Source organism: Streptomyces zaehneri, assembly GCF_032248645.1.
GTDB classification, from domain to species: Bacteria; Actinomycetota; Actinomycetes; order Streptomycetales; family Streptomycetaceae; genus Streptomyces; species Streptomyces coriariae.
The window spans coordinates 29966-53113 of record NZ_JASTTJ010000035.1; the positions used below are offsets into that span (position 1 = coordinate 29966).

Annotated in this window: 23 protein-coding genes and 1 pseudogene; 10 read left to right on the forward strand and 14 right to left on the reverse strand. The window is 69.6% G+C overall.

The annotated features are described in order from the left end of the window. Nucleotides 1-20: 20 nt before the first annotated feature. From QQM72_RS37680 to QQM72_RS37695, 4 genes are read right to left on the reverse strand one after another with little or no spacing between them, the layout of a single operon-like run. Nucleotides 21-1205 (reverse strand): FAD-dependent monooxygenase, encoded by a 1185-nt coding sequence (locus QQM72_RS37680; RefSeq protein ID WP_314225303.1) that lies wholly within the window; start codon nt 1203-1205, stop codon nt 21-23. A gap of 2 nt (nt 1206-1207) precedes the next feature. Then, entirely contained in the window at nt 1208-1537 is a 330-nt protein-coding gene (locus QQM72_RS37685; RefSeq protein WP_314225304.1) for an indolepyruvate ferredoxin oxidoreductase subunit alpha, read from the reverse strand. A gap of 13 nt (nt 1538-1550) precedes the next feature. Further along, nucleotides 1551-2576 (reverse strand): NAD(P)/FAD-dependent oxidoreductase, encoded by a 1026-nt coding sequence (locus tag QQM72_RS37690; RefSeq protein WP_314225306.1) that lies wholly within the window; start codon nt 2574-2576, stop codon nt 1551-1553. Next, nucleotides 2576-2776, reverse strand: coding sequence for a hypothetical protein (locus tag QQM72_RS37695; RefSeq protein ID WP_314225307.1), 201 nt, complete (start codon nt 2774-2776; stop codon nt 2576-2578). The genes QQM72_RS37690 and QQM72_RS37695 overlap by 1 nt, the downstream gene beginning before the upstream one ends. 281 nt (nt 2777-3057) lie before the next feature. On the opposite strand from QQM72_RS37695, the gene QQM72_RS37700 reads away from it, so the two are divergent. Continuing rightward, the gene (locus QQM72_RS37700; protein ID WP_314225308.1) at nt 3058-3855 is read left to right on the forward strand and encodes an IclR family transcriptional regulator; all 798 of its coding nucleotides are present in this window, start codon (nt 3058-3060) and stop codon (nt 3853-3855) included. Between the two features lie 738 nt (nt 3856-4593). Here QQM72_RS37700 and QQM72_RS37705 read toward each other — a convergent pair. Continuing rightward, complete coding sequence (locus QQM72_RS37705; protein ID WP_314225310.1) at nt 4594-5370, reverse strand: FadR/GntR family transcriptional regulator; 777 nt, start codon at nt 5368-5370, stop codon at nt 4594-4596. Between the two features lie 120 nt (nt 5371-5490). Between QQM72_RS37705 and QQM72_RS37710 the strand changes: the two genes are divergently transcribed. From QQM72_RS37710 to QQM72_RS37735, 6 genes are all read left to right on the forward strand, one after another. Further along, nucleotides 5491-6021 (forward strand): flavin reductase family protein, encoded by a 531-nt coding sequence (locus QQM72_RS37710; RefSeq protein ID WP_314225311.1) that lies wholly within the window; start codon nt 5491-5493, stop codon nt 6019-6021. A 62-nt stretch (nt 6022-6083) separates the two neighbouring features. Further along, nucleotides 6084-7256: an acyl-CoA dehydrogenase family protein gene (locus QQM72_RS37715; RefSeq protein ID WP_314225312.1), complete on the forward strand. Its 1173-nt coding sequence runs from the start codon at nt 6084-6086 to the stop codon at nt 7254-7256. A 40-nt stretch (nt 7257-7296) separates the two neighbouring features. Next, on the forward strand, nt 7297-8142 hold the full coding sequence (locus QQM72_RS37720; protein ID WP_314225313.1) for a fumarylacetoacetate hydrolase family protein: 846 nt from the start codon (nt 7297-7299) through the stop codon (nt 8140-8142). 46 nt (nt 8143-8188) lie between these two features. Next, nucleotides 8189-9109, forward strand: a complete 921-nt coding sequence (locus QQM72_RS37725; protein ID WP_314225315.1) for a VOC family protein — start codon at nt 8189-8191, stop codon at nt 9107-9109. A 21-nt stretch (nt 9110-9130) separates the two neighbouring features. Continuing rightward, nucleotides 9131-9505, forward strand: a complete 375-nt coding sequence (locus QQM72_RS37730; protein ID WP_314225316.1) for an antibiotic biosynthesis monooxygenase family protein — start codon at nt 9131-9133, stop codon at nt 9503-9505. A 412-nt stretch (nt 9506-9917) separates the two neighbouring features. Next, nucleotides 9918-10973, forward strand: a complete 1056-nt coding sequence (locus tag QQM72_RS37735) for a sugar phosphate isomerase/epimerase family protein (RefSeq protein WP_314225317.1) — start codon at nt 9918-9920, stop codon at nt 10971-10973. Between the two features lie 285 nt (nt 10974-11258). Here QQM72_RS37735 and QQM72_RS37740 read toward each other — a convergent pair whose 3' ends face one another. Next, complete coding sequence (locus QQM72_RS37740; RefSeq protein WP_314225319.1) at nt 11259-11432, reverse strand: hypothetical protein; 174 nt, start codon at nt 11430-11432, stop codon at nt 11259-11261. A 180-nt stretch (nt 11433-11612) separates the two neighbouring features. Between QQM72_RS37740 and QQM72_RS37745 the strand changes: the two are divergent. Next, a pseudogene (locus tag QQM72_RS37745) lies at nt 11613-12062 on the forward strand (sulfatase-like hydrolase/transferase); the annotation flags it as partial. On the opposite strand, the gene QQM72_RS37750 reads toward QQM72_RS37745, so the two are convergent. From QQM72_RS37750 to QQM72_RS37760, 3 genes are read right to left on the reverse strand one after another with little or no spacing between them, the layout of a single operon-like run. Then, nucleotides 12005-12808 carry an IclR family transcriptional regulator gene (locus QQM72_RS37750; RefSeq protein ID WP_314225320.1) on the reverse strand — a complete coding sequence of 268 codons (804 nt, stop codon included), beginning with the start codon at nt 12806-12808 and terminating at the stop codon, nt 12005-12007. The pseudogene QQM72_RS37745 and the gene QQM72_RS37750 overlap by 58 nt on opposite strands. Nucleotides 12809-12848: 40 nt before the next feature. Beyond that, nucleotides 12849-13652 carry an IclR family transcriptional regulator domain-containing protein gene (locus tag QQM72_RS37755; protein ID WP_399080108.1) on the reverse strand — a complete coding sequence of 268 codons (804 nt, stop codon included), beginning with the start codon at nt 13650-13652 and terminating at the stop codon, nt 12849-12851. 40 nt (nt 13653-13692) lie between these two features. After that, entirely contained in the window at nt 13693-14187 is a 495-nt protein-coding gene (locus QQM72_RS37760) for a VOC family protein (RefSeq protein WP_314225321.1), read from the reverse strand. Nucleotides 14188-14293: 106 nt separating this feature from the next. On the opposite strand from QQM72_RS37760, the gene QQM72_RS37765 reads away from it, so the two are divergent. After that, nucleotides 14294-15133: a fumarylacetoacetate hydrolase family protein gene (locus QQM72_RS37765; RefSeq protein WP_314225322.1), complete on the forward strand. Its 840-nt coding sequence runs from the start codon at nt 14294-14296 to the stop codon at nt 15131-15133. A 188-nt stretch (nt 15134-15321) separates the two neighbouring features. After that, nucleotides 15322-16605 (forward strand): MFS transporter, encoded by a 1284-nt coding sequence (locus QQM72_RS37770; RefSeq protein ID WP_314225323.1) that lies wholly within the window; start codon nt 15322-15324, stop codon nt 16603-16605. A 116-nt stretch (nt 16606-16721) separates the two neighbouring features. Here the strand turns inward: QQM72_RS37770 and QQM72_RS37775 are convergent, their stop codons facing one another. From QQM72_RS37775 to QQM72_RS37795, 5 genes are all read right to left on the reverse strand, one after another. Continuing rightward, on the reverse strand, nt 16722-18164 hold the full coding sequence (locus QQM72_RS37775; RefSeq protein ID WP_314225324.1) for an aldehyde dehydrogenase family protein: 1443 nt from the start codon (nt 18162-18164) through the stop codon (nt 16722-16724). Continuing rightward, a complete protein-coding gene (locus QQM72_RS37780) occupies nt 18161-19297 on the reverse strand; it encodes an NAD(P)-dependent alcohol dehydrogenase (RefSeq protein ID WP_314225325.1) in 1137 nt (378 codons plus the stop codon). The genes QQM72_RS37775 and QQM72_RS37780 overlap by 4 nt, the downstream gene beginning before the upstream one ends. Before the next feature lie 71 nt (nt 19298-19368). Next, nucleotides 19369-20460: a quinone oxidoreductase family protein gene (locus tag QQM72_RS37785; RefSeq protein WP_314225326.1), complete on the reverse strand. Its 1092-nt coding sequence runs from the start codon at nt 20458-20460 to the stop codon at nt 19369-19371. Then, complete coding sequence (locus tag QQM72_RS37790; protein ID WP_314225327.1) at nt 20457-22046, reverse strand: bifunctional 3-(3-hydroxy-phenyl)propionate/3-hydroxycinnamic acid hydroxylase; 1590 nt, start codon at nt 22044-22046, stop codon at nt 20457-20459. Before QQM72_RS37790 ends, QQM72_RS37785 begins: the two co-directional genes overlap by 4 nt. Next, the gene (locus QQM72_RS37795) at nt 22043-23143 is read right to left on the reverse strand and encodes an alcohol dehydrogenase catalytic domain-containing protein (RefSeq protein WP_314225328.1); all 1101 of its coding nucleotides are present in this window, start codon (nt 23141-23143) and stop codon (nt 22043-22045) included. The genes QQM72_RS37790 and QQM72_RS37795 overlap by 4 nt, the downstream gene beginning before the upstream one ends. Between the last annotated feature and the right edge of the window lie 5 nt (nt 23144-23148).

Below are 23148 nucleotides of genomic sequence, written 5' to 3' on the forward strand. Positions count from 1 at the left end.
CACGGTCCTCAGGGCTCGGGTCACAGGGCGATCGGCTGGTACAGCCAGTCCAGGTCGGTGTAGTCGTCGGCGCTGCGGCGGGTGAAGAGGCGGTCACGCAGAGCGGAGATCGTGGTGTCGTTCCCGGTGTGCCAGACCTGGCCCCAGCCGCGGGCGACGCGCTGCACCAGCGCGGTCCGGGGGATCCGTTCCGCCTGGTAGGCGGCGAAGGCCTCGTCGATGTCGCCGTTGTGCTTGGCGAGTTGGCGGGCCAGGCAGTCGGCGTCCTCGATGGCCTGGCAGGCCCCCTGGGCCAGGTACTGGAACATGGGGTGGGCGGCGTCGCCGAGCAGGGTGATGCGCCCGCGGGTCCAGTTGTCCAAGGGCTCCCGGTCGTACATCGGCCAGCGCCTGGACCTGTTGAACATCGTCACGGAGGTGCGGACTTGCTCGCAGGCCCCGGCGAAGGCCTGGTCGAGTTCGTCGGGTCCGCCCCACTGGTCGGTGTGTTCGATCTCCGGCGTGTAGCTGGGGCTGCGGAAGACGGCGACCTGGTTGTAGAGCTCGCCGCGCCGGATCGGGTACTGCACCAGGTGCTTGTCCGGGCCGATCCAGATGATCTCGTCATCCGGTTCGACCGGCAGGCTGACCTCGGCCATGGGGAGCGCGCCGCGGTAGGCGACGTACGCGTCCGTGATGGGACGGTCGTCGGAAAGGAGTTGCCGGGTGCGGGATTTCAGGCCGTCGGCGCCGATCAGGGCGTCGGTGCGGTAGCTCTCGCCGTCGGCGAAGTGGACGACGGCGCTCGTGGTGTGGTCCTCGATGTCGACGACCTGGCGGTCGTTCTCCAAGATGACCTTGGGGTGTTCACGGCAGGCGGCGAGCAGGACGTCGAGGAGGTCGCCGCGGTGCAGCACGCTGTAGGGCTGTCGGTAGCGCTCGAGGAAGGCGGCGCCGAAGTCGATCGTGGTGAGGTGCTTGCCGGTGTCGGCGTGCAGGAACACCAGGTTGCGCGGGCGTACCGCCACCTCGCTGACGGCGTCGAGGACACCAAGGGATTCAAGGACCCGCAGAGCGTTCGGGGCGAGCTGGATTCCCGCGCCGATCTCGGCGAACTCCGGTGTCTGCTCGACGATATGGGCCTCGAAGCCGGCCTGCGCGAGGGCCAGGCCGGTGGCCATGCCCCCTATGCCGCCTCCGATGATGAGCAGGGGGACGTGTCGCACGGTCACTCCTGGGTCCAGTTGGCGACGAGCGGGGTGTCCACCCCGATGGAGCCGGTTCCGCAGGCGCCGCCGGGACTCTCCAGCGGGGCGTCCTTGCCGGGCAGCAGCGCAGAGAAGAACTCGGCGTTGTCGCGTGCCCAGGTGGGGTCGGCCTTCTTGGGGGTGGCGATGGCGTCGACCGGGCATTCGGGCAGGCAGGCCCCGCAGTCGATGCATTCGGCGGGGTTGATGTAGCGCTTGGTGAGTCCCTCGTAGATGCAGTCCACGGGGCATACGTCGACGCAGGAGCCGTCGAGTTCGTTGATGCACTTGTCGTTGATCACGTAACCCACGAGGCGTCCTCCTTCAGGGGGTCGGGGTCGGCGGGCGTTCGCTCGAGTGGCCGGGAAAGAGGTCCTCGTCGGGCCGCAGGCGCACGGCGATGTTGTTGACCGCGGTGGCGGCCTCGCCGAAGCCGACGGCCATCAGCCGGACCTTGCCGGGATAGGTGGTGATGTCACCGGCGGCGTAGACGCGGTCCACACCGGTGCACATCGCGGTGTCCACCTGAAGCTGCTGCTTGTCGAGCGTGAGCCCCCATGTGGTGAGCGGCCCGAGCGAGGCGATGTGCCCCAGAGCGGGGATCAGGACGTCGGCGTCGACCGTCTCCAGTGTCTGGGTGCCGCAGTCGCGCACGGTCACCGCTGTGAGCGAGGCACTGCCGTGTACGTGGGTGATCTCGCTGTTGGTGAGGATCCGTACCGGGGAGTCCATCAGTCGGCTCACCGAGTGCTCGTGGGCTCGGAACCTGTTGCGGCGGTGTACGAGCGTCACCTGACGTGCGTGCGGGGCAAGGCTGTTGGCCCAGTCGACGGCGCTGTCGCCGCCTCCGACGATCACTACCTCGCGCTCGGCGTACGCAGGGGGAGGTGCGAGGAGGTGGTGGACCCCATTCCCGGTGAATCCGTCCAGGGCGGGCAGTGGCCTCGGGGTGAAGCGGCCGATGCCGGCGGTGATCAGCACGGCGCCCGCGCGGATGACGCGTCCGGCGTCGGTGATGACGGTGACAGCGTCCGCGTCGTCTTGGCGTAGGTCTAGGGCGCCTTCCCCTAGCACGATGGCCGGGGAGGCGCTTTCGGCCTGCCGAGTGAGCCGCTCGATCAGCTCTCGTCCGGTGACGGCCGGGAACCCCGCGACATCGAAGATCTCCTTGTCCGGATAGAGCGCGGCAACTTGGCCGCCGAGGTGGGGCAGGCTGTCCAGGAGGGTCACCTCAAGCTCTCGCATCCCCGCGTAGTAGCAGGCGAAGAGCCCGGCGGGACCGGCGCCGACGACGAGGAGTTCGGTCTCGTGGACGGCAGGCGGCCCAGGTGTCAGGACGGATTCGGACATCAGCGGCTCCCGAGGGGTGCGTCGGTGACGAGGTCGGCGTGGACGCGGGTGGTTCCGGGATGCAGCGGCGTAGGCTCCGCTGCCCCGGCTTCCGCGGAGCTGCGCCCCCGGGTCGGCATTTGGGCGATCAGGCGGGTGATGTCGTCGTCCAGGTCCGCACGGCACAGGACCGCCGGGTCGGAGCAGTCCAGGGCGGTCACGTCCCCCTCCGGGCCTGGGTGTTGGCCAGGGCCGCGGCGACGGGACACCCGCGCCGCGGGACAGCCACGGCTCCGACGCTCATGCCGAACCTCCACCAGCAGGCACCGTAGCCATGTGACGCCGGAACTGCGGCGACGACGCGGTGGGCATCTCCGGGCGCTGGAACATGACGGCTCCTCGAATCCTCAGGCATGACGCATCATGCGGAACATTGTTCCGTAGTGTGGCCCTATTGTAGAGACGAAGCAAGGCTGGAAAACGGTGGGATAACGTGCTCCACGTGGCTGGAGAAGACGACACCCCCGACAGGTCAGGCCAGGCGAAAAGCCCTTCGGGGCTCATCGGCGCGGTTGACAACGTGTTGCATCTGCTGCGCATGTTCGAAGATCACGAAACGATCCGCGTCAACCAGGTGGCACAGCGGATGGGGCTGTCCCGCTCGACGGTGCATCGCCTGCTGGCAACCCTCAGCCACCACCAGTTCGTGCAGCAGGACGAGGGGTCGCGGGCCTACCGGCCGGGCCCCGCACTGATCGATATCGGCTTGTCCGTCGTCGTGAACATCGACATCCAGGCCGTCTCCCGCGATGTCCTGACGCGACTGCGGGACGAGACAGGTGAGACCACTCACCTCGCCTGCCTGCGCGGCGCCGACGTGGTGTACCTGGACGCCGTCGAGAGCACCCAGGCCGTCCGCGCCGGCAGCCGCGTCGGCTGGTCCGTCCCGGCACACGCGACCGCGATCGGCAAGGTGCTGCTCGCCGAACTGCCGGACACGGAGCTCGCCACTCTCCATCCGAGCGGCGAGCTCGCGAAGCTCACCGAGCACACGATCGGCACACTCGACGATCTGTTGCCCGCGCTGACGGTGGCCCGAGAGCGCGGCTACGCGACGAACGACGGCGAGAGCCAGCTCGAAGTCCGCTCGGTGGCCGCGGCCGTACGGGACGGGCACGGCCACACCCGCGTCGCCATCGCGGTGACTGCGCCCGCTTCCCGTGCCGGTACGGGATGGACCGAGAGCGTCGCACCGACGGTGACACGCATCGCGAAGGAACTGAGCGAGCGCATCGGCTGACGCGGGTCGTCGCGTGGCGGGCGGACATCTGAGTCCGGGTTACCTTCCATCACGCACGGCGAGGGTGTGGTCGGGGCACGCCAAGACGGCCGGACGGCGGTGGTCGGTGACGCCCCGGGGGTCGGCGAGCAACGGAGGGTTCGCTGGTGCCGAGGGGCGCGCCATGCACGCCCGTGCCACGTCGACCGACCGATACGGACAGACAGGCAAGCTGGGCGACCGAGCCGCTCCCGTCGTGCGGGTCAGCGCCGCCCGACGGGAGCGGGCGGGGGCACCGGCCCCTGCCCTGCACCCCCCGGTCGGGCACGGCACCACCGGTCGGGCACGGCACCACCGGTCGGGCACGGCACCACCCCCTCGCCGGTGACCCCGACGGTCAGTCCGCCGACCGAGTGCGCTGACGTGGAAAGCCTCGCTCATGTCGGGCTGATGGTCCCGGTAGTTCACCGGTGCGGCCACGCTCTTCGAGGGATCGGCGTGCGCAGCTGCACGTCGCCCACGGACAGTCCTGCCGTGGGGGTGGCCTCATCGACCCGTCTTTCGAGTACGGGCCGGACAGCGGCGAAGCCTGCGACGAGACGACGGGCGACGCTGCCCGGGCCGGGCGGGAGAAGGCCTTACCTTCAGGGGTCGAAAAGTGCGCCCGACTATGGCGGCCTGACCGAGAAAACAGGACAATGGTCCTTCTATGCAAGACGACGCCCGCCAGATGTTCCTCTTGGCCGCTGGCCCCCTACGTCACTCCTCACCGGCGGCCGCGGTCGTGTCGTGCTCGGCGACGAGCCGCAGGAGCGTTTCCTCATCGCGCTTGTCGAGGGCGTCGACCATCGCGGCATGCAGGTTCCAGCGGTCACGGATGTGCTGCGCGAGAGGGGTGCCGGCCTGCGGCCGGACCGCCAGGGCATGGCGTTCGACCAGTTCCAGAAGGGCCACGTAGAGCGAACACAGGAGGTAGTTCGGAGTGATGTCGGCGACCCTGGCATGCAGCCGCCAGTTGGCCAGCACGAAGTCGTCCGCGTCGCCGGCGGCCGCGGCCATGCCCTCCAGACACACGCGGAGGTCGTTGACGTCGGCCGGCGAGGCGTGCCACAGCGCGTCCTGCCAGAGGAGCGGTTCAAGAGCGTTGCGGATGCGCAGCGCCTGCGCGACATCGCCCCGGGAGGCGTCCAGGGCCAGTACGGAGTGGGCGAGCCGTGTCATCGGGGTTTGTTCGGCAGCGAAGAGGCCTCCGCCCGGGCCGCGCTGCACGGTCACCACTCCCCTGGTCTGGAGCAGGCGCAGCGTCTCGTTGAACGTCCCGACGGACACCCCGCAGCGGGACCGCAGTTCGTCCTTCGTGCCCAGACGTGTGCCCGGGGCGGCGTGCGCGGCCAGTTCGGCCACGGCGTCCGCGGCGGCCTCGGCACGAGACGCGCTCCCCGCCTGCCCCCACTCGGCCCGTCGCAGTGCCGGTGGATCGACTCCCCTGCTCGCGCCCGTACTCCGACGCCGGGCATCTTCCTTGCGTGCCGCCACAGCCACTCCACTCTTCATCCGGCTCCGAAAATCATTATGACGAATACAGTCGCACCTCTTGACGCCTCACGTAACCCGGATGCAGCATCACCGTAATCATTATGACGAATGGAGATCCTCATGATCCCCTCCTTCGGTGAGCAGGCATTCCGCGATCTCATGGCCGGTGTCTGCGCCCCGGTCACCATCGTCACCACCACGGCGGAGGATCTCCCCCATGGCACGACGGTCAGCGCCTTCGCTTCCCTGTCGCTGCGCCCGCCCATGGTGACCGTGGCTCTCGACCGCGGGTCCAGGGTCCTGTCCCACATCACCGCCACCGGACGCTTCGGCGTGAACGTCCTCGCCCGGACCCAGGACGATCTCGCCCTGGGGTTCGCCCGCCGCGGGGCCGACCGCTTCGCCGGCGTGGACTGGGACTTCGATCACGGCCTCCCCCGGCTCGGCTCGGCCCCGGGATGGCTGGCGTGCGAGGTGGCTCAGGCCGTGGACGGCGGTGACCACCTTCTGATCCTCGGCCTGGTCACCCACGCGAAAACGACACCGGCGGCACCGCTCGTCTACGGACACCGCACGTTCGGCACCCACTCCGCCTTCGCCGACCGCCCGCGCCACACGATCCGCGAACACGTCGCAGCCTGCGCACGCTGATCGCTCCTCCCGCTCGAACCAGGGACCACTTGTCCCGCCGATGACAGAAAGAGCGCACCACGATGACGACTCATGAGGACCTCGTCGCCCGCGCCGCAGCCCTGCGGCCACTGCTGCGCGAGCACGCGGCCGCCACGGAGACCGGCCGCCGGGTGCCGGACCCGGTGATCGACGCCATCGCCGACGCCGGCCTGTTCAAGCTCGCCACTCCCCGCCGGTACGGCGGTCACCAGACGTCCATGCGCACCATGCTCGACGTGTCGGCCGCCCTGGCCGAGGGGGACGGCTCCACCTCCTGGGTGGTCACCCTCGTCAACGTCTGCAACTGGCTCACCAGCCTCTTCCCCTCCAAAGCCCAGGACGACGTGTTCGGCGCCAACCCCGACGCCCGGGTCACCGGGGTACTCAGCCCGACCTCCACGACGACCAAGGTCGACGGCGGATGGCAGGTCTCGGGGCGCTGGTACTACAACTCGGGGTCCTCGCACTCCGACTGGGCCGTCCTCGGTGTTCCGCTCACGGACGCGGACGGCGCGGTGGTGGACCAGGCACTCGCGCTCGTGCCTCGCGGTGACCTCACCCTGGAGGACACCTGGTTCGTCGCGGGGATGAAGGGCACCGCGAGCAACTGTCTGATCGCCGAGGACATCTTCGTGCCCGAGCACCGGGTCATGTCCGTGCCCGCCGCCATCGAGGGTGACTATCCGACCGAGCACACGGACGAGGTCCTGTCCCGTTCCGCCTTCGTGCCCATCCTGGCCCTCGTTCTGGCAGGCCCCCAACTGGGTCTGGGGCGCGCGGCCCTCGAGTACGTCACGGAGAAGGCCTCCCGCAAGCCCATCTCGTACACCTTCTACGAGACGCAGGCCGAGTCGGTCGCCGTGCAGCTGCAGATCGCCGAAGCAGCCCTGCGGATCGACACCGCCACGCTCCACGCGCAGCGCGCCGCCTCCGAGATCGACCAGGCGGCGCAGCAGGGCACGTACCTCGACTTCACCCAGCGCGCCCGGGTGCGGGCGGACACCGGCTGGGCCATCCAGAACGTGCTGGAAGCGATCAACACCCTCGTCAGCGTGCACGGCGCCGGCTCCTTCGCCGACGTCAACCCCCTGCAGCGGATCTGGCGCGACGCCAACACCGCGGGCCGGCACGCGGTCGCCGCGCCGACGGTCGCGTTCGAGGTGTACGGCAAGGCCCTTCTCGGCATCGACGAGAAGATCACCCCCCTCGTGTGACCAGCAGCACGACACCCCACCCCCCTCTGAGGAGCAGCACGTGCGTACCGCCAACCTGTCCGGCCGTCTCGTCATCATCACCGACGACGACACGGCCGTCGACGTCGAGCAGGCCAGTGACGGCCGGTTCGGTCCCGACCCCCAGGAGGTCTACGAGCGCTGGACCGCCTTCCGTACCTGGGCCGCGAGCGCCGAGCTGCCCGCGGGGCGGCCCTTCGCGGCCACGGACCTCGGCTCCCCCGCCCCCGCTCCGCGTCAGGTGCTCGCCGTAGGGCTCAACTACCGTGCGCACGCCGCCGAGTCAGGCTTCGCGGTCCCCGACACCCTGCCGCCCGTGTTCACCAAGTACGTCTCCAGCATCACGGGCCCCGTCACCGAAGTCCGGCTCCCCGAAGGGGGCCACACGGACTGGGAGGTCGAGCTCGTCGCCGTCATCGGCGAACCGGCCCACCGGGTCGGTGAGGACGACGCATGGTTGCACATCGCGGGACTCACCGTGGGCCAGGACATCTCGGAGCGCATCACCCAGCTCACCGGTCCGGCACCTCAGTTCGGCCTGGGCAAGTCCTTCCCCGGATTCACCCCGATGGGGCCGTTCCTGGTCACGCCGGATGCTCTGGCCGACAGCGACGACCTCGAGCTGGGCTGCTCGATCAACGGCGAGGAGGTGCAGAAGAGCCGGACCAGGGACCTCATCTTCTCCGTGCCCGCGCTGGTGGCCCGGCTGTCGGCCGTCCTTCCCCTGCTGCCCGGCGACGTCATCTTCACCGGCACCCCCGCAGGTGTCGGGATGGGCCGTACTCCGCAGCGCTGGCTCGCCGACGGTGACGTTCTCGTGAGCCACGTCCAGGGCATCGGTGAGCTCCGCCAGACCTTCCGCGCCTGAGCCGGCTCACCCACGACCACGCGATTCCCGCGTTCAGGAGTTCACCATGGCCCTGCACCGTCTGTCCTCGATCGTCATGGGTGTCCCCAACACCGCCCAGACCGCCGCCTACTACACCGACTTCGGGCTCGCACCCGAAGGGGACGGCTGGTTCGCCACGCGTGACGGAGGACGCCAGCTTCAGGTCGTGCACGCACCCACGCGCCGGCTCGTCGAGATCACCGTGGGCGTCGACTCCCCCGACGACCTCTCCGCTGTCGCCGCCCGGCTGGACCGGCTGGGTGTCTCCGCCCAGCAGGAGGCCGGCACCCTCACCGCCTACGAGAAGATCACCGGCGTCCGCGCCGTCCTCAGGGTGGAACCCCGCGTCACACAGCCGGAAACCCCGCCCACCCCCTACAACGGTCCCGGCCGCACCGAACGCATCGGGAACCGCGCCCCGGCCTTGCTGCGTGAGAGCCCGGTCCGGCCCCGGAAGCTGGGCCACGCGGTCCTGGGCACCACCGATTTCGAGGCCACCACCGGCTTCTTCCGCGACGGCCTCGGTTTCAAGGTGTCCGACCTGATGGGAGACGTCGGCGTCTTCCTGCGCTGTTCCACCGATCACCACAACATCCTCGTGCTCGCCGCGCCGGTGGCGTTCCTGCACCACACCTCCTGGCAGGTCGACGACGTGGACGAGGTGGGCCGCGGTGCCGCGGCCATGCTGGAGGACCACCCCGAACGCCACGTCTGGGGCCTGGGCCGCCATCACGCCGGCTCCAACTTCTTCTGGTACCTCAAGGACCCCGCCGGCAACTTCTCCGAGTACTACTCGGACCTGGACTGCATCGTCGACGACCAGCTGTGGAAGCCGGAAGTCTTCGACGGTGCCAAGGGACTGTTCAACTGGGGACCGCCCCCGCCCCCCTCGTTCATCAAGCCCGACGACCTGGCCGCACTGATGACCGGCTCCCACAGCGCCTGACCTGCTCCCGGAGGAGTTCACATGATCGAACTCAAGGACCTCGACCCCTCGGCCCCGTTCCTGGCGCAGCTCCAGGGCCCGGACGACGGACAGCCCGTCACCCTCATCAACACCTTCCTGGCTCCAGAAGGACAGACCGACAAGGTCATCGGCATCTGGCGCCAGGATTCCCTGATCATGAAGGCGCAGCCCGGCTTCGTCTCCGCCCAGTTGTACCGGGGTGCCGGGGACAGCCGTCTCCTGACGAACGTGGCCGTCTGGGAGACCCTGGCCTCGCTCAGAGCCGCGTTCATGACCCAGGAGTTCCAGAGCACGCTGACGCTCTACCCGGACGGCTCGATCTCCCACCCGGTCGTGATGCGCACGGCAGCGGTGCCGGGAGTGTGCGTCGCCTGAGCCCGCGGGTTCGCCGGACATCCTCCCTGACTGGACTACGAGAACGACGAAATCCGCGTCGAGTGGCAGACGATGGACATTCGGCAGCCGGTCTGCCCCGCGACTGTGCCGTGGACGAGGCCTCCCACCAGCTCGCCGGCGAGCGCACCCGATGACCTCGCTCGGCGTGATTCGAAGCCGGCTCGTCGAGTTCATCAGCTCCAAGCCGCACCCCCCTCCGTTGCAGGTCCGTGGTGGCCGGAGGGGCATTCCGGCTCCCGCCGCTCTGACCCTGCTTTGCGGTAGTAGCACGAGCAGTGTGCTCAACGCTTCCCGATGGCCGTCACCGGAGCTACGCGCATCTGCAAGATCGGCCCCGCGATACTTCGGCGCCGCTGGCCCGAACGAACCGACCGTGCATAGGGCCAGCCACATGGCACAGGGCGGCATCAGTCCCGCGATGCCTTCGGCGCCCGGCCAGGTCGGTGGTGACAGGACAGCGACCGTGTTGGCCGTTGCGCACCAGCCGACGGCTTTTACGGCGCCGCGACCCGACGAAAGGACAGTAATGGAGAACCAGATCCGGTTGGCCGCCTTGGGGATCAGGGAGGAACTCGGTCCGATGTGGGTCGACTATCGTGCACAGAGCGGTGAGATGACCTCGATCCAGGTCGTGCACAGCCCGAAGTCCCTCTCGCTGGACCAGATCCCGCGCCGTACGAAGGGATTCGGTCTGTCGTCGGTCGAGCTCATGGAGCAACAGCTCACGGCGGCCACCGCAGCGGAGCGCGCGGTCTTGCCTGCGGCTCTGGCCCGCGAGAACGTGTCGGTGAGCCTCGTCTGGATCAGCCGGTGTATCGCTGACGCGGACGACCGCCACCGGGCCGAAGACCTCGTATGGGCGGATCGGCTCATCTCGCTGGCCGCGGAGGCTCAGGCCGAGCAGGTGGGAGTCCTCCTCATGCCGCCTCCTTTCGTCCCCCCAGTGACACCAGCCTCCTTCAAGGTGATCGTCGAGACCCTGCGGGGGCTCATCGCCACCGCGCAGGCGGCAGGCGTGCGACTGATGCTCGAAAACGCCGATCCGTACACCGCGGATCCGGCGAAGCTGACCCCGCTGCTCGATGCGGTGGGTCCCGAGCTGGGCCTGGTCCTCGACACGGGCAACCTCGAACCCGTGATGAGCGCGGCGGTCGAGGCATTCCTGACGGGTCGCGAACCGGATGACCTCGCGGACGCCGACCCCGCGTACGAGGCGATCCAGGCGCTCCTCCCGCGAGCCGAGGTGGTGCATGTCAAGACGTACGGTTTTCACCCCGACGGTCGCTCGAAGCTGTACGACCTCGACCGAGTCCTGCGGATCATCGCCGACAGCGGATACGAGGGCCCGCTCACCATCGAATACGGGGGATTCGACGCCAAGGCCGCGGAGAGCGCGATCAAGCGCACGGCCGAGCTGATCCGGGCAGCCGCCCCGGCGACTGCCTGATCCACCTCTGGCCGTCTTCCCGCCGGGGCGCGACCGTGCGTGCCGGGGTGGCGCGGAGCCGGCCGCACGCTCGGACCACTCGGATCGACACACCGTCGGTCCGGTCGGCCGCGCGGCGCGAGCACAGCCGACCAGTGACACGGCCACCGTGACGATGCGCCGGAGGCATGCCGGTATCTGCTCGCGGGGAGGGCCCGTCGGCAGTCCGACGGGCCCTCGGTAGGGGGCTGAATCTCCTACCGAATCTCAGCTTGACTCTGACACGAAAAATGGAGTGTGTGCCGGTCAGGCGGCTGGGATGGGTTCGAAGCGGACAGTGAGCCCGAGGCGGTTGGCCTCCTTGGTCATGCGGTGCATGGCGCGTTCGGGGTCGCGTCGGGTGAAGCAATCGGCACTGAGGTCCTGGTAGCAGGTCTTGTCGCGGAAGATGTGCCAGATCGCGATGGCGATCTTGTGCATCACGGCGACCTGGGCCCGCCTTCCGTAGTGCTTCGCCAGGTCTTCGGGCCGGCACTGTTCAAGAGCGGTTCTCTCCCTGACCTGCTCCTTCCTTTTTGACCTTCTCGGTCGACTCCTCAATCCCTTCACGGTCCCGGTTCGCCGCCCCTCTCGGGACCGCCATGCACCCAAGGATCACTCATGCCTGAAATGTCCCGCCGTGTCTTCAGTGGTCTCGTCGGCGGCAGCCTCGTGACCGCCGCCACCGCCACCACGGCCGGCGCAGCGGAGGCGGCGTCCGCCGAGCGGCCGTTCAGAGCCCGCCCCGGCGCCCCGTCCGGCAAGCGCCCGAACATCCTGGTCATCCTCGCCGACGACCTCGGCTGGGCCGATCTCTCCTCGTACGGCGCCCCGCACATCCGGACCCCCCATCTGGACCGGCTCGCCCGTCAGGGGGTGCGGTTCACCGACGCGTACTCCGGGTCCGCGACCTGCTCACCGACCTGTCCGGTGCGAAACGGCCGACGCCCATCGGCACCCCTCGGCGGGCCGACACCCATCGGCCCGCCGGCACCCCTCGGCGGGTCCTCTGGTCAGTCCCCGACGACCGCCAGCTGGCCGCTGATGAGTTCAGCGGCACGGCGGACCGCTGCGACCACCTCGTCGAGCCGTCGGTCAGGGACCCGGTGCTCCAGCGCGGCGATGCTCAGCGCGGCCACCACGCCCCCGGACGCTCCGCGTATCGGGGCGGCGATACCGAGGATGTCGGCGTCGAGTTCGCCCCGGCTGACGATGAACCCGTCCTTGCGGATCTGGGCGAGCCGTTCCATGAGTGCGTCGACGTCGGTCATCGTGCGCGCGGTGAACCGCTGCAGTCTCTGAGACTCCAGCAGCTCGCGGCACTCCTGCTCGGGCAACCAGGCCAGCAGCGCCAGGGCGGAGGCCCCGGCATTGGCCGGGAGCACGCTGCCGCGTTCGTAGGAGATTCGCACCGGATGCTCCGCCTCGCATCGCTCCACGCAGATGGCGGCGCCTCCGGCACGGCGAGTCAGCAGTACCGTCTCGCCGACCTCGGCACACAGCTCCCGCATCAGGGGCAGGGCGATCTCCGACAGCCCGTATCCCCGGCGGGCCAGGCGCGCCAGTTCCAGAACACGCAGGCCGAGCCGGAACCCGCCCTGGGGGTCCTCCTCCAGAAACCCGCTGCCGACCAGGCTCTGGAGGTAGCGGTAAGCGGTCGAGCGTGCCGTTCCCAGAGCGGTCGCCACCTCCTGGCCGGAGAGGGACAGCTTGTCCTGCGAGAACAGTCCGAGGATGTCGAGCGCGCGGTCCGCGGTCGAGTTGCGTTCCCGGTACTGGCTCACCGGAGTGACCTTTTCTGACTTACGTCCTGTCATGCAGGACATCGTACGGGTGCCGTGTGCGACTTTCCGCCGTTCAGCCGATCCCCATGCGCGCCACTTGGCCTGAGAGGTCTTCGGCCGCCTGGCACACGGCCTCGATGTGGCGGGGCACTTCCCCTCGCGGCACCCGGTGGGAGAAGGCCGCGACACTGAGTGCCCCGACGATGGTGCCGTTCTCCCCCCTCACCGGAGCCCCGATCCCGAGCACGTCGGGGTCGAGTTCGCCATGGCCCACCGCGTATCCCTGCTCCCGGATCTCGGCAAGGTGGGCACGCAGCGCCGCAGGATCGGCGTGGGTGGCGTCGGTGTAGCGGGGCAGCGGCCCCGCCAGGAGTTCGTCGAGTTCCTCCGCCGGCGCCCAGGCGAGCAGGGCCAGCGCGGAAGCTCCCGCGTTGATGGCCAGGACCTCTCCACGCTCGTAGGAAAGGCGCAGTGAAGTGCCCGCGTCCTCGCGTTCCAGGCATACGACCGTGCGGCCGGTTCTGCGGGTGAGCAGGGCGGGCATACCGGTGCGCTTCACCAGTGCGCGCATGACGGGCCGCGCCAGGTCCGACAGCCCCACGCCCTTGCGCGCCAGACGCGCGAGATCGACGACCCGGGGTCCCAGCCGGAATCCGGCGCCGTCCTTCTCCTCCAGGAAGCCATTGCCGGTCAGGCTCTGCAGGTACCGGTAGGCGGTCGACCGGGCCACTTGGAGACGGTCCGCCACGTCGGTGGCGGAGAGGACGAGCCGGTCGTCGTCGAACATGAGGAGGATGTCCAGCGCCCGGTCAGCGGTCGCGTTCCGCCCTCGACGCCCCTGCCCAATTCCCGTATTTCGAGAGATAGATCCTGACATGCAGGCAACTTAGCAGGGGCGCGAGGGAGCCGGCCCTGAGCTACTGGACCGGCTGGTACGCGGCGCCGCCGTCGCTCAGCAGCCGCTCGGCCTCCGCGTAGATCTCCTCCGGCGAGAGGCTGAAGTCGATGGTCTTGCGGAAGGGCTGCCGCACGTCTCGTTCGATGCGCAGGTAGACCTCGTTGCGATTCCCCTCGGGGTCGAAGAAGTAGATCCCGAAGGCGTTGCCGTGCGTCACCTCCTGCTGAACCTTGACCCCCTCCTCCTCGAAGCGCCGGTGGAAGGTCCGGATATCCTCGATCGACTCCACGCGCCAGGAGATCTGGTGCTGCTGCTTGTCGCCGACGGGAGAGGTCCGCCCGGCCTGGAGCACGAACTCGTGGTGCTCCTCGGCGGGCCGGGCGCTGAAGAAGACGATCTGCAGACCCTCGTCCTCGTCCGTCACGCTCAAACCCATGACGCGCTCGTAGAAGTCCCGCATCTTCGGCAGGTCGTAGACCCACAGCCCCGTGTGACCGAGTCCGGTGATAGCCATGCCGCCACATCCTCATGTCTCACTTTGCAGGACATCTATCCTGCATTTCGCAACTAGAGTACGATCGGCCCCGGAATCAGTCAATGAAGGAAGAGGTGCATCAGGCATGCGACTGGCGACTTTGCGCACGAGCGACGGAACCCGGGCCGCCCGGCGTGACGGGGACTCCTACGTTCTGCTCCCCCACACGAACGTGGGGGACCTGCTGAACTCGGGTGGCGACTGGGCCCGGGCGGGCGCCGCCGCCGGAAGCGGGCGCGTCGACGCCGCCGAAGCCGTCTTCGCCCCGGTGGTGCCGCACCCGAACAAGATCATCTGCCTCGGCCTGAACTACGCCACGCACATCAAGGAGATGGGACGGGACACTCCGCGCCACCCCACGCTGTTCGCGAAGTACGACGGCTCCCTCATCGGCGCCGGTGACCCGGTCACCCTGCCCACGGTGAGCGACACCGTGGACTGGGAGGCGGAACTGGCCTTCGTCATCGGCCGGGCCGCCCGCCACGTCCCGAAGGCCGAGGCCCTCGACTTCGTGGCCGGCTACACCGTCGCCAACGACGTGACCGTGCGCGAGTACCAGCGTCGCACCCGGGAGTTCCTGGCGGGCAAGACCTTCGAGGCGACCACACCCCTGGGGCCCGAACTGGTCACCGCGGACGAGTTCGGCGGCAAGGAGCCGGACCTGGAGATCCGCTGCGAGGTGGACGGCGAGGTGATGCAGATCTCCCGCACGTCGGACCTGCTGTTCGGGATCGCGGACATCGTCGCCTACATCAGCGACATCATCACGCTGCAGCCGGGCGACGTGATCCTGTCCGGCACACCGGGAGGCGTCGGCGACGGACGCGACCCCAAGGTCTACCTCAAGGAGGGCCAGACCCTCCGGACCGTCATCGAGGGCCTGGGCGAGACCCGCAACGTGTGCGTCCGCGAGACGCGAGGCTGAGGTTCGTCCGCCGTGCGGAGCCGACGACGTCGAGCTCCGCACGCGTATTGGACGTTGCACGAGTATTGCCTAACAGGACACGCGACCTGAAAATCAGGTCAACTGGGCGCCGTGATCACGCTGCGCCGGAGCACTCCCGGCCCGGTGCACGCTTCCTCGGTGGCGCCCCTCTCCATTAGGAGCCGCACGTGTCCTCGCTCTCCGCCAACCCTGGCCCCTCCTCCCCAGGTGGCTCTCCCCTCCCGGCCAAGCCACTCGGCGTGCTGGCGCTGGCCTTCCTCATCCTCTTCATCGACGGCTACGACCTCTTCACGCTCGGCACGGTCGGACCCGCACTCCTGCGGCACGGTGCCTGGGGTGGTGAGATCACCGCGGGCACACTCGGCATGCTCGGAAGCGTCACCGGCATCGGCATGATTCTGGGATCGGCGGCGGCCGGCCGTGCAGGCGACCGGTTCGGCCTCCGGCTGCCGCTGGTCACCGCCCTGGCGGTGATCTCGGTGTCGATGCTGCTGTCGGCCCTCGCCCCGGGACTGCCGGTGTTCATCGCCGCCCGCGTCCTCACCGGCCTCGGGGTCGGCGCCCTGGCCCCCCTCGTGGGGGCGTTCGTCACCGCCCACGCTCCGCAGCGACGCCGGACGCTGTACATCGCCGTCGCCATGGCGGCCCTCGGCCTCGGCGGTGCCGTCTCCGCCTATCTCGGCCGCGCGCTGCTGCCCGAGACGGACTTCCGGTGGATGTTCGCTCCCGGCGTCCTGCCTCTGCTTCTCGTCCCGTTCCTGCTGCGGTTCCTGCCGCAGCAGCCGCCTCCGGCGGCGAACGCGCCGTGGAGCGCGGACCCGGCCTACCGTTCCCGGGCTCTGCTGGACAAGGACCGCCGCCGCGTCACGGTACTGCTGTGGGTGGCGTCCTTCATGTCCATCGCCCTGATCTACTCCACGAGCAACTGGCTGCCCTCCGTCATGCTGAAGGCGGGGTACGACCTGAACTCGGCACTGGAGTTCTCCACCGCCTTCACGGTGGGCGCGAGCGTGGGGACCACAGCCCTGTCCCTGCTCGCCGACCGCGGTCATCTCCGCGTGGTGACGCTGGGGGGATTCCTCCTGGCCGCGTGCGCGCTCCTCGCGCTCAGCACCCCCCAGCCACGTCCTGTCCTGCTGCTGCTCTCGGCACTGGCAGGAGTCGGCTCCCTGGGCACCCAGAGCCTGGTGGTGGGCTGCATGGCGGCGAGCCATCCGCCCCAGCTGATCGGCACCGGTATGGGCTTCGGTCTCGCGGTAGGACGGTTCGGCGCCATCGTGGGCCCGAGCTATCTCGCAGCCGTCACCACCTGGATCGCCTCTCCCAAGGCCGGGTTCTACGCGTTCACCGTGCCGGCCGTGTTCGGAGCGGTGGCCGTGGCCTCCCTGCCGAGAACGCGGGCACCGGAGCGGACACGGGTGCCCCTGGCCACGGCCCCCGATCCCCGGTGACCGGCTGAGGAGCCGGCCTCCTCACGACATCGCGCCGCGGCCGGTGACACCGGCCGCGGCGCGAAGGTGGCGTCCGCTGTGCGAGGGCTCCCGTGCCGCACCACGGGAGCCCTTCGTCAGCCGGCGCCGGGGGTGTGGACCAGATGCTTGATCTCCTGGAACTCCGCCAGAGCCCGGGGGCCGTTGAGCCTGCCGACGCCGCTCTGCTTGAATCCGCCCTCTTCGAACTGGTCGCGGATCACACCCCAGCCGTTGATCCAGACGGTTCCGGCGTCGAGTCGCCGCCCGACCCGCAGCGGCCGGTCGACGTCCCGGCTCCAGACCGAGGCGGCGAGGCCGTACTCGGTGGCGTTCGCCCGGTGAACGGCATCGTCCTCGTCGTCGAACACCTCGAAGGTGGCGACCGGCCCGAACACCTCCCGCTGGATGATCGGGGCCTCGAGGTCGTCCACTTCCACCAGGCTCGGCCGCACGTAGGCGTCCTCGCCGTCGGGCTCGAGCAACCCGCCTCGTACGAGAACCCGGCCGTAGTCGGCGGATTCGGCGACCAGGGAGTCGATGCGCAGGGCCTGAGCCCGGTCGATGACCGGTCCCATGGCTGCTTCCGGATCCGCGTCCGGGCCGACCGCGACCGTCTCCAGAGCGGTGATCAGCCGCCTGCGGAGCTCGTCGGCCGCGGACCGCTGGGCGAGGATGCGGCTGCCGGCCATGCAGAACTGGCCGGAGAAGGTGGTGACGGCAGCGGTGAGCACGGGGACGACCGCGTCCAGGTCGGCGTCGTCGAAGACGACCATCGGGGACTTGCCGCCCAGTTCGAGCGAGCAGCCCTTCAGATGCCGGGCGGCCTGCGCCATGATGACGCGGCCGACGGCGGTCGAGCCGGTGTAGCTGACGACGTCGGTACCGGGATCGGAGACGAGAAGGGGCGCGCCCTCGTTCCCCGACTCGGTGAAGGCGTTGACGACACCGGCCGGCAACGCGCTGGTCTCCGCGATGATCTCGTACAGCAGGCCGTTGGTCAGCGCGGTCTGGGCGGGCATCTTCATGACCACGGTGCAGCCGGCGGCCAGGGCCGGGGCGAAGGAGCGCACCGCCAGGATGACGGGAGAGTTCCACGGGACGATGACGGCGGCGACGCCGACGGGCTGGTGGATCGTCATCGAGTAACTGTGCGGGCTGGTTTCCGCGGCGCGGCCGGTGTCGGTCAGGGCGAGGGCGGCGTTGTAGCGCAGCTTGGGGATGGCAGAGTCGATCTCCATGGCCGCATCCGCTCGCCGTTTGCCGTTCTCGAGGGAGAGCAGATCGACCAGTTCGTCGCGCCGGGCGGACATCCGGTCGGCCAGCTCCGACAGGGCGCGGGCCCTCAGCTGCCGGTCGTGGGCCCAGGAGGTGTCGCTGAAGGCGCGGCGGGCCGCGTCGATGGCGTGACGGGCGCTGACGGCTCCGGCATCGGCGAAGGTGCCGATGGCCTGTCCGGTGGCCGGGGCGCAGGCGGTGCCTGTCGCGTGTCCGTCGTGCCACTGGCCGTCGATCAGGTTGCGGGCGTGCGGCAGGCTCATCGTTCCTCCCCCGTCCGGTTGTCGAAGCAGATCACCGGTTTGATGGTGTGCCCGGAGCGGGCGTCGGTCACCGCTTGGTGGAGCCGGTCTTCGGCGTAGAAGCGGACGAACTTCTCGTAGGGCAGGCGTCCTTGGCGTGCCAGGTCGATGAGAGCGGGGATGAAGGTGGTGCGGTCGCTGCCGCCCTCGGTGACCCCGCGGATGGTGCGGCCGTCGATGAGGGCATTGATGTCGAAGGAAGCCCGGCTGCCGGCGGAGGGGGCTCCGATGACGGCGACGGTTCCGCCGGCGGCGATGGCCGTGGCGGCGAGCTCCAGCAGTGAGGGGACGCCGGTGGTTTCCACGATGTACGTCAGGCCGCCGGGACCGGCCAGGTCGGCGAGACGGGACCGGAGATCTTCCTTGCTGCTGTCGATGGTGTGGGTGGCGCCGAGTTCGGTGGCCAGAGCCAGCCGCGACGGGACGACGTCCACGGCCACGATGGTGCGGGCGGGGGTGAGGCGGGCCGCCATGACGGCGGACAGTCCCACCGCCCCGGCGCCGAAGACGGCCACGCTGTCACCGTAGTGGGGCCTGAGCAGGTTCAGGATCGCTCCGGCTCCGGTCTGGATCCCGCAGCCGACGGGTGCCAGCAGGCTGAGTTCTTCCTCGTCGGTGACGTCGACTCGCACGACGCTCTGCGCGGAGACGACGGCGTGCCGGGCCAGCGAGGACTGTCCGAAGAACAGGCCGCCGAGCGGTGCGCCGTCCTCGGTGTGGATCGGTGTGGTGCCATCGGCGCGTGCGGCCCGGAAGTTGAGGGGGAAGTACGTCTCGCAGGTGGTGGGACGGCCGGTGCGGCAGGCGTTGCAGTGGCCGCAGGAGTTGAAGGAGAGCACGACGTGGTCTCCGGGGGCGATGCCTGCTACGTCGGCTCCTACCTCTTCGACGGTTCCCGCTCCCTCGTGGCCCAGAACTGCGGGCAGAGGGGTGGGCAGGCGTCCGGCCAGGACGGACAGGTCGGTGTGGCACAGGCCGGCTGCGACGAGGCGGACGAGGACTTCGCCGGGGCCGGGGTCGTCGAGGACGGCGCGTTCCCAGTGGAAGGTGTCCTCGCCGGTGCGGGCCACTGCGACGGTGGTGAGGGTGGGCAAGAGCTTCTTCTCTCGTGCGATGAGGAAACGCGGGTGGCCGGGTCAGGGCAGGACCGGCCACCCGCGCGCTTTCAGGTCCCGGGTTTGAGGAGGATGCGCCCGGTGACGGTGGTGCCTCGTTCCATCAGTTCGTGGGCCTTCGCAGCGTCGGCCAGCGGGAGGCGTGCCGCGATCCGTGAGTGGAGCTTGCCGTCGGCCAGGAGGGCCATCACGCGCAGGGCGTCCTCGTGCCGTGCTCCGCGGACGCCGACGATGTCGGCTTCCAGACGGGTGAGGTCGAAGACGGTGAACGGCATCGGGCCCGGCGGGTTTTGTTCACCGGCCGCCGGGCAGAGCCTGCCCCCCAGTCGCAGCACGTCCAGGGCCAGGCGCAGGAGGTCGCGGTGGGTGGAGTAGTCGACTGCGTGGTCGACGCCCTGGCCGTGGGTGAGGTCCCGTACGGCGTGTCGGGCGGCGTCGAGGTCGTCGGTGACGACCACCTCGGCACTGCAGGCGCTGCGCAGAGCGTCGGCTCGCTCGGCGTGTCGGGTGGTGGCGATGACGCGCAGGCCGAAGAGCTGGGCGAGTTGGATGGTGGCCAGGCCCATAGGGCCGGCGGCTCCGGTGACGAGCAGGGTGTCGCCCGCGGTGACCCGCAGACGGTCACGCAGGACGCGGTGGCTGGTGCCGTAGGGCCACAGGGTGATGGCTGCTTGTTCCAGGTCGACGTGGTCGGGCACCGGCAGGAAGAGCCGCTCGTCACGCACGATGTACTCGGCGTAGGCTCCCGGGCCCTGATGGCCTGGGATGGCGATGCCCGTGGAGAGGTTCCCCAGGCCCCGGTAGGTTTCCGGGGCATGGGGGTTCTCAGGGTGGACGACGGCCGCTACCCGGTCGCCCACGTGCAGCAGCCGGGTGTCGGGCCCGGCGGCGACGACCGTTCCTGCGGCTTCCCGTCCCAGTTGTTGGGGCATGGGAAAGGGGTTACGGCCCGGGAGTTTCGTGCCGGGCTGCAGTCCGCGGCGGTACTTCAGATCCCAGCCCGAGACGGCGGCGGTGTCGACGGCCACCAGCACGTCGGTGGGGCCCAGCGCGGGCAGGGGCCGCTGTTCGTGGACAAGCTGCTCAGGGCCGCCGTGTTCGTAGACTCGTACGGCGGCCGTGGTCGTCGGGATCAAGGTCACTGGATGTTCCTGCGCAATGCCTCGGCAACGGCAGGAATGTCATCGGGTCCCATGACAGCGGCGATGTAACGGTCGGGCTTGACCAGGACGAACCGGTTGCGGGCCGTGGCGAGGGCTTCCTCCAGGCGGCCGTCCGCGTCCGCGACAGCTTCGCGTGCTGCCGTCGCCGAGGGCAGCCGGTCGTCCAGCAGCACGTCGATCCGCTTGATGTCGAGCTTGTCGTCCGGCCATGGGGTGCCGTCGAAGCACTGCCAGGCGGTTTCCGGGACGTTGATGCCCAGCAGAGCGAAGGACCGGCCGAGAACCTGGTCGAACCACTGGGGATGCAGGCTCGGTGGGACCAGGACCCGTGGCTGGGGGAGCTGGGTGCCCGTCAGTGCGTGGTCTCCGACCACCAGGCCGGCCTCGTGCCGCGCGTGGGGACGGAACCGCATCTCGGTGAGGTAGCGACGCCCCGGTGGTATGCGCAGGAGAGTCCGGGCGGCGACGTCCCGCAGGAGGGCACGGCGCCGGTCGGTGGTCATGACGACATCGCCGAGTCGTTCCGAGTAGCGGACCATCGCGGTGGCGTGCGGGCGCCGTTCCGCCTCGTAGGTGTCGAGCAGGCTCTGTCCGGCACGGCCGTGCCACACGTGGTCGATCTTCCATGCGACGTTCGCGGCGTCCCGGATACCGGAGTTGAGGCCTTGGCCGGCGAAGGGCGGCATCATGTGCGCGGCGTCGCCGAGCAGCAGGATGTGCCCGTCGCGCCACCGGTCGGCGACGACGGCGTTGAAGGTGTACGCGGTGCAGCGTTCCACCTGGTCCTCGGTCAGGGGACGGTAGGGCGCGACGAGTCTGCGCAGGGTCTCGAAGTCGGGGCTTGCTCCCTTCTCGCCCTCCCCGGGGTACAGGAGGAACTCGTAGCGGCAGCGGCCGCCGCGGCCGGGCACGATCACCGTGGGCCGGTCGGGGGTGCCGTGGTGCATGCCGTAGCGCTCGTCGTGGTGGTCGCCGGTGGTGTCGGCGACCAGCCAGACGTCCTGGTGGCTGGTGCCGGTCATGTCGATGCCACGCAGTTCTCGTACGGTGGAGCGGCCTCCGTCACATGCCAGGACCCAGCTGACCTGGAGGTCTTCCGTGTCGGTGTCACCGGGTGAGCGGATCGCGGCGGTGGCACCGGTGCCGTCGGGATTCTCCGTCACGGTGATCAGCTCGGTGGAGAAGCGGATGTCCGCCTGGGGACGGGATTTCAGCTCGTCCAGGAGGAGCTTTTCCAGTTCGGGCTGGGCGAACTGGTTCTTGAACGGGAAGCCGAGACGGTAGGGCTGTGGGCCGCGGGCGTGGAAGAGAGGCCGGCCTTTGCGGTCGTAGTAGCGGGTTCCGGTGCCCGGTACGACGACCTCCAGGACCTTGTCCGCGAGACCTGCCGTCTGCAGGGTTCGCAGGGACTCGTCGTCCAGGCTGATGGCCTTGGCCTCATCGCTGGTGGAGGCGTTGCGCTCGACGAGGACGAGTGGCACGCCGCGGGCGGCGAGGAGGTTCGCCACGGTCAGGCCGACAGGACCGCCGCCCACGACGAGTACGGGAAGCTGTGCCGCGGTCACGGGTTGACCACCGCCATCCAGATCGGTTCTGTCCGGTTCTGCAGCGCGGCGACGGCTTCGTTCGCTGCGGCCAGTGGGTAGCGGTGGGTGATGAGTTCCTCCGCGTCCAGTGCGCCCCGCTCGAGCAGGGTGAGCGCTTCTCGGGCGTCCGTGCGAGTGCAGGCGCGGGTGCCGACGATGCGCCAGCAGTTGACCATGACGGCGATCATCGGGAACAGCAGCGGGCTGCGGTTGGCGCCCATGTGCACGAGGCTTGCGCCGGTTGCCAGGGCGGCGAGCGCCTGGGAGGTGGCGGGTCCTTCCGGTACGAAGTCGAGGACCGCGTCCGCGCCCTGCGGGACCAGAGTGCGCAGGGCGCGGGTGAGGCCGCCTTCTTTCGCCCAGTTCGACGGCAGTTCGTCGAGTGCCACGATGTCGGTGTGTACGTCACCTGCGAGCGGCCGGACCGCGTCCAGCCGCTCGGCGCTGCGTCCGACGAGGATGAGACGGGAGACGCCGAAGTGCCGGGCGAGCTTGACGGTGGCGGTGCCCATCGTGCCGGTGGCGGCGGTGACCACGAGGGTGGCGCCCAGCGGCAGGTCGGCGCATTTGAGGGCGCGGATGGCGTTGGCGAGGTCGTGGACCTTTGCGCCGACGTCGAAGGACACGCTGTCGGGCAGGGTGTCGACGAGCCAGTGCGGTACCCGGATGTACTCGGCCAGTCCGCCGTCGTGGTAGCGGTCGTACAGCGGCATGGGAACGTCGCCGAAGGCGGCGTGTCCGATCATCGCCTGTTGCGGGCACATCATGTCCCGGTCGGAGCGGCAGTATCCGCAGGTACGGCAGTTGAGGTTGGGGTGCACCCGCACGCGGGTGCCGATGCCGATTCCCTCCACCTGGTTGCCCACGGCGGCAATGGTGCCGGCGGCCTCGTGTCCGAGTGTGGTGGGCAGGTGTTTGAAGGCGCCCTGGGCGAGCAGGGTCATCATCCCGGGGGCGAGGCCGGCGGAGGCCACTTTCACCAGGACGTCCTGGGGTCCCGGCTCAGGGATGGCGATCTTGTGCAGGTGCAGCGCGTCGGAGCCCTTCTGGGCGCGCGCGGCGAGCATGGCGTTCATGATGT

Coding starts and splice junctions, on each gene's coding strand:
- QQM72_RS37690 (WP_314225306.1), bottom strand. CDS start 2,576: ATGTCCGAATCCGTCCTGACACCTGGGCCGCCTGCCGTCCACGAGACC.
- QQM72_RS37710 (WP_314225311.1), top strand. CDS start 5,491: ATGATCCCCTCCTTCGGTGAGCAGGCATTCCGCGATCTCATGGCCGGT.
- QQM72_RS37715 (WP_314225312.1), top strand. CDS start 6,084: ATGACGACTCATGAGGACCTCGTCGCCCGCGCCGCAGCCCTGCGGCCA.
- QQM72_RS37725 (WP_314225315.1), top strand. CDS start 8,189: ATGGCCCTGCACCGTCTGTCCTCGATCGTCATGGGTGTCCCCAACACC.
- QQM72_RS37730 (WP_314225316.1), top strand. CDS start 9,131: ATGATCGAACTCAAGGACCTCGACCCCTCGGCCCCGTTCCTGGCGCAG.
- QQM72_RS37735 (WP_314225317.1), top strand. CDS start 9,918: ATGGCACAGGGCGGCATCAGTCCCGCGATGCCTTCGGCGCCCGGCCAG.
- QQM72_RS37740 (WP_314225319.1), bottom strand. CDS start 11,432: ATGCACAAGATCGCCATCGCGATCTGGCACATCTTCCGCGACAAGACC.
- QQM72_RS37750 (WP_314225320.1), bottom strand. CDS start 12,808: ATGACAGGACGTAAGTCAGAAAAGGTCACTCCGGTGAGCCAGTACCGG.
- QQM72_RS37755 (WP_399080108.1), bottom strand. CDS start 13,652: ATGTCAGGATCTATCTCTCGAAATACGGGAATTGGGCAGGGGCGTCGA.
- QQM72_RS37760 (WP_314225321.1), bottom strand. CDS start 14,187: ATGGCTATCACCGGACTCGGTCACACGGGGCTGTGGGTCTACGACCTG.
- QQM72_RS37765 (WP_314225322.1), top strand. CDS start 14,294: ATGCGACTGGCGACTTTGCGCACGAGCGACGGAACCCGGGCCGCCCGG.
- QQM72_RS37775 (WP_314225324.1), bottom strand. CDS start 18,164: ATGAGCCTGCCGCACGCCCGCAACCTGATCGACGGCCAGTGGCACGAC.
- QQM72_RS37795 (WP_314225328.1), bottom strand. CDS start 23,143: ATGAACGCCATGCTCGCCGCGCGCGCCCAGAAGGGCTCCGACGCGCTG.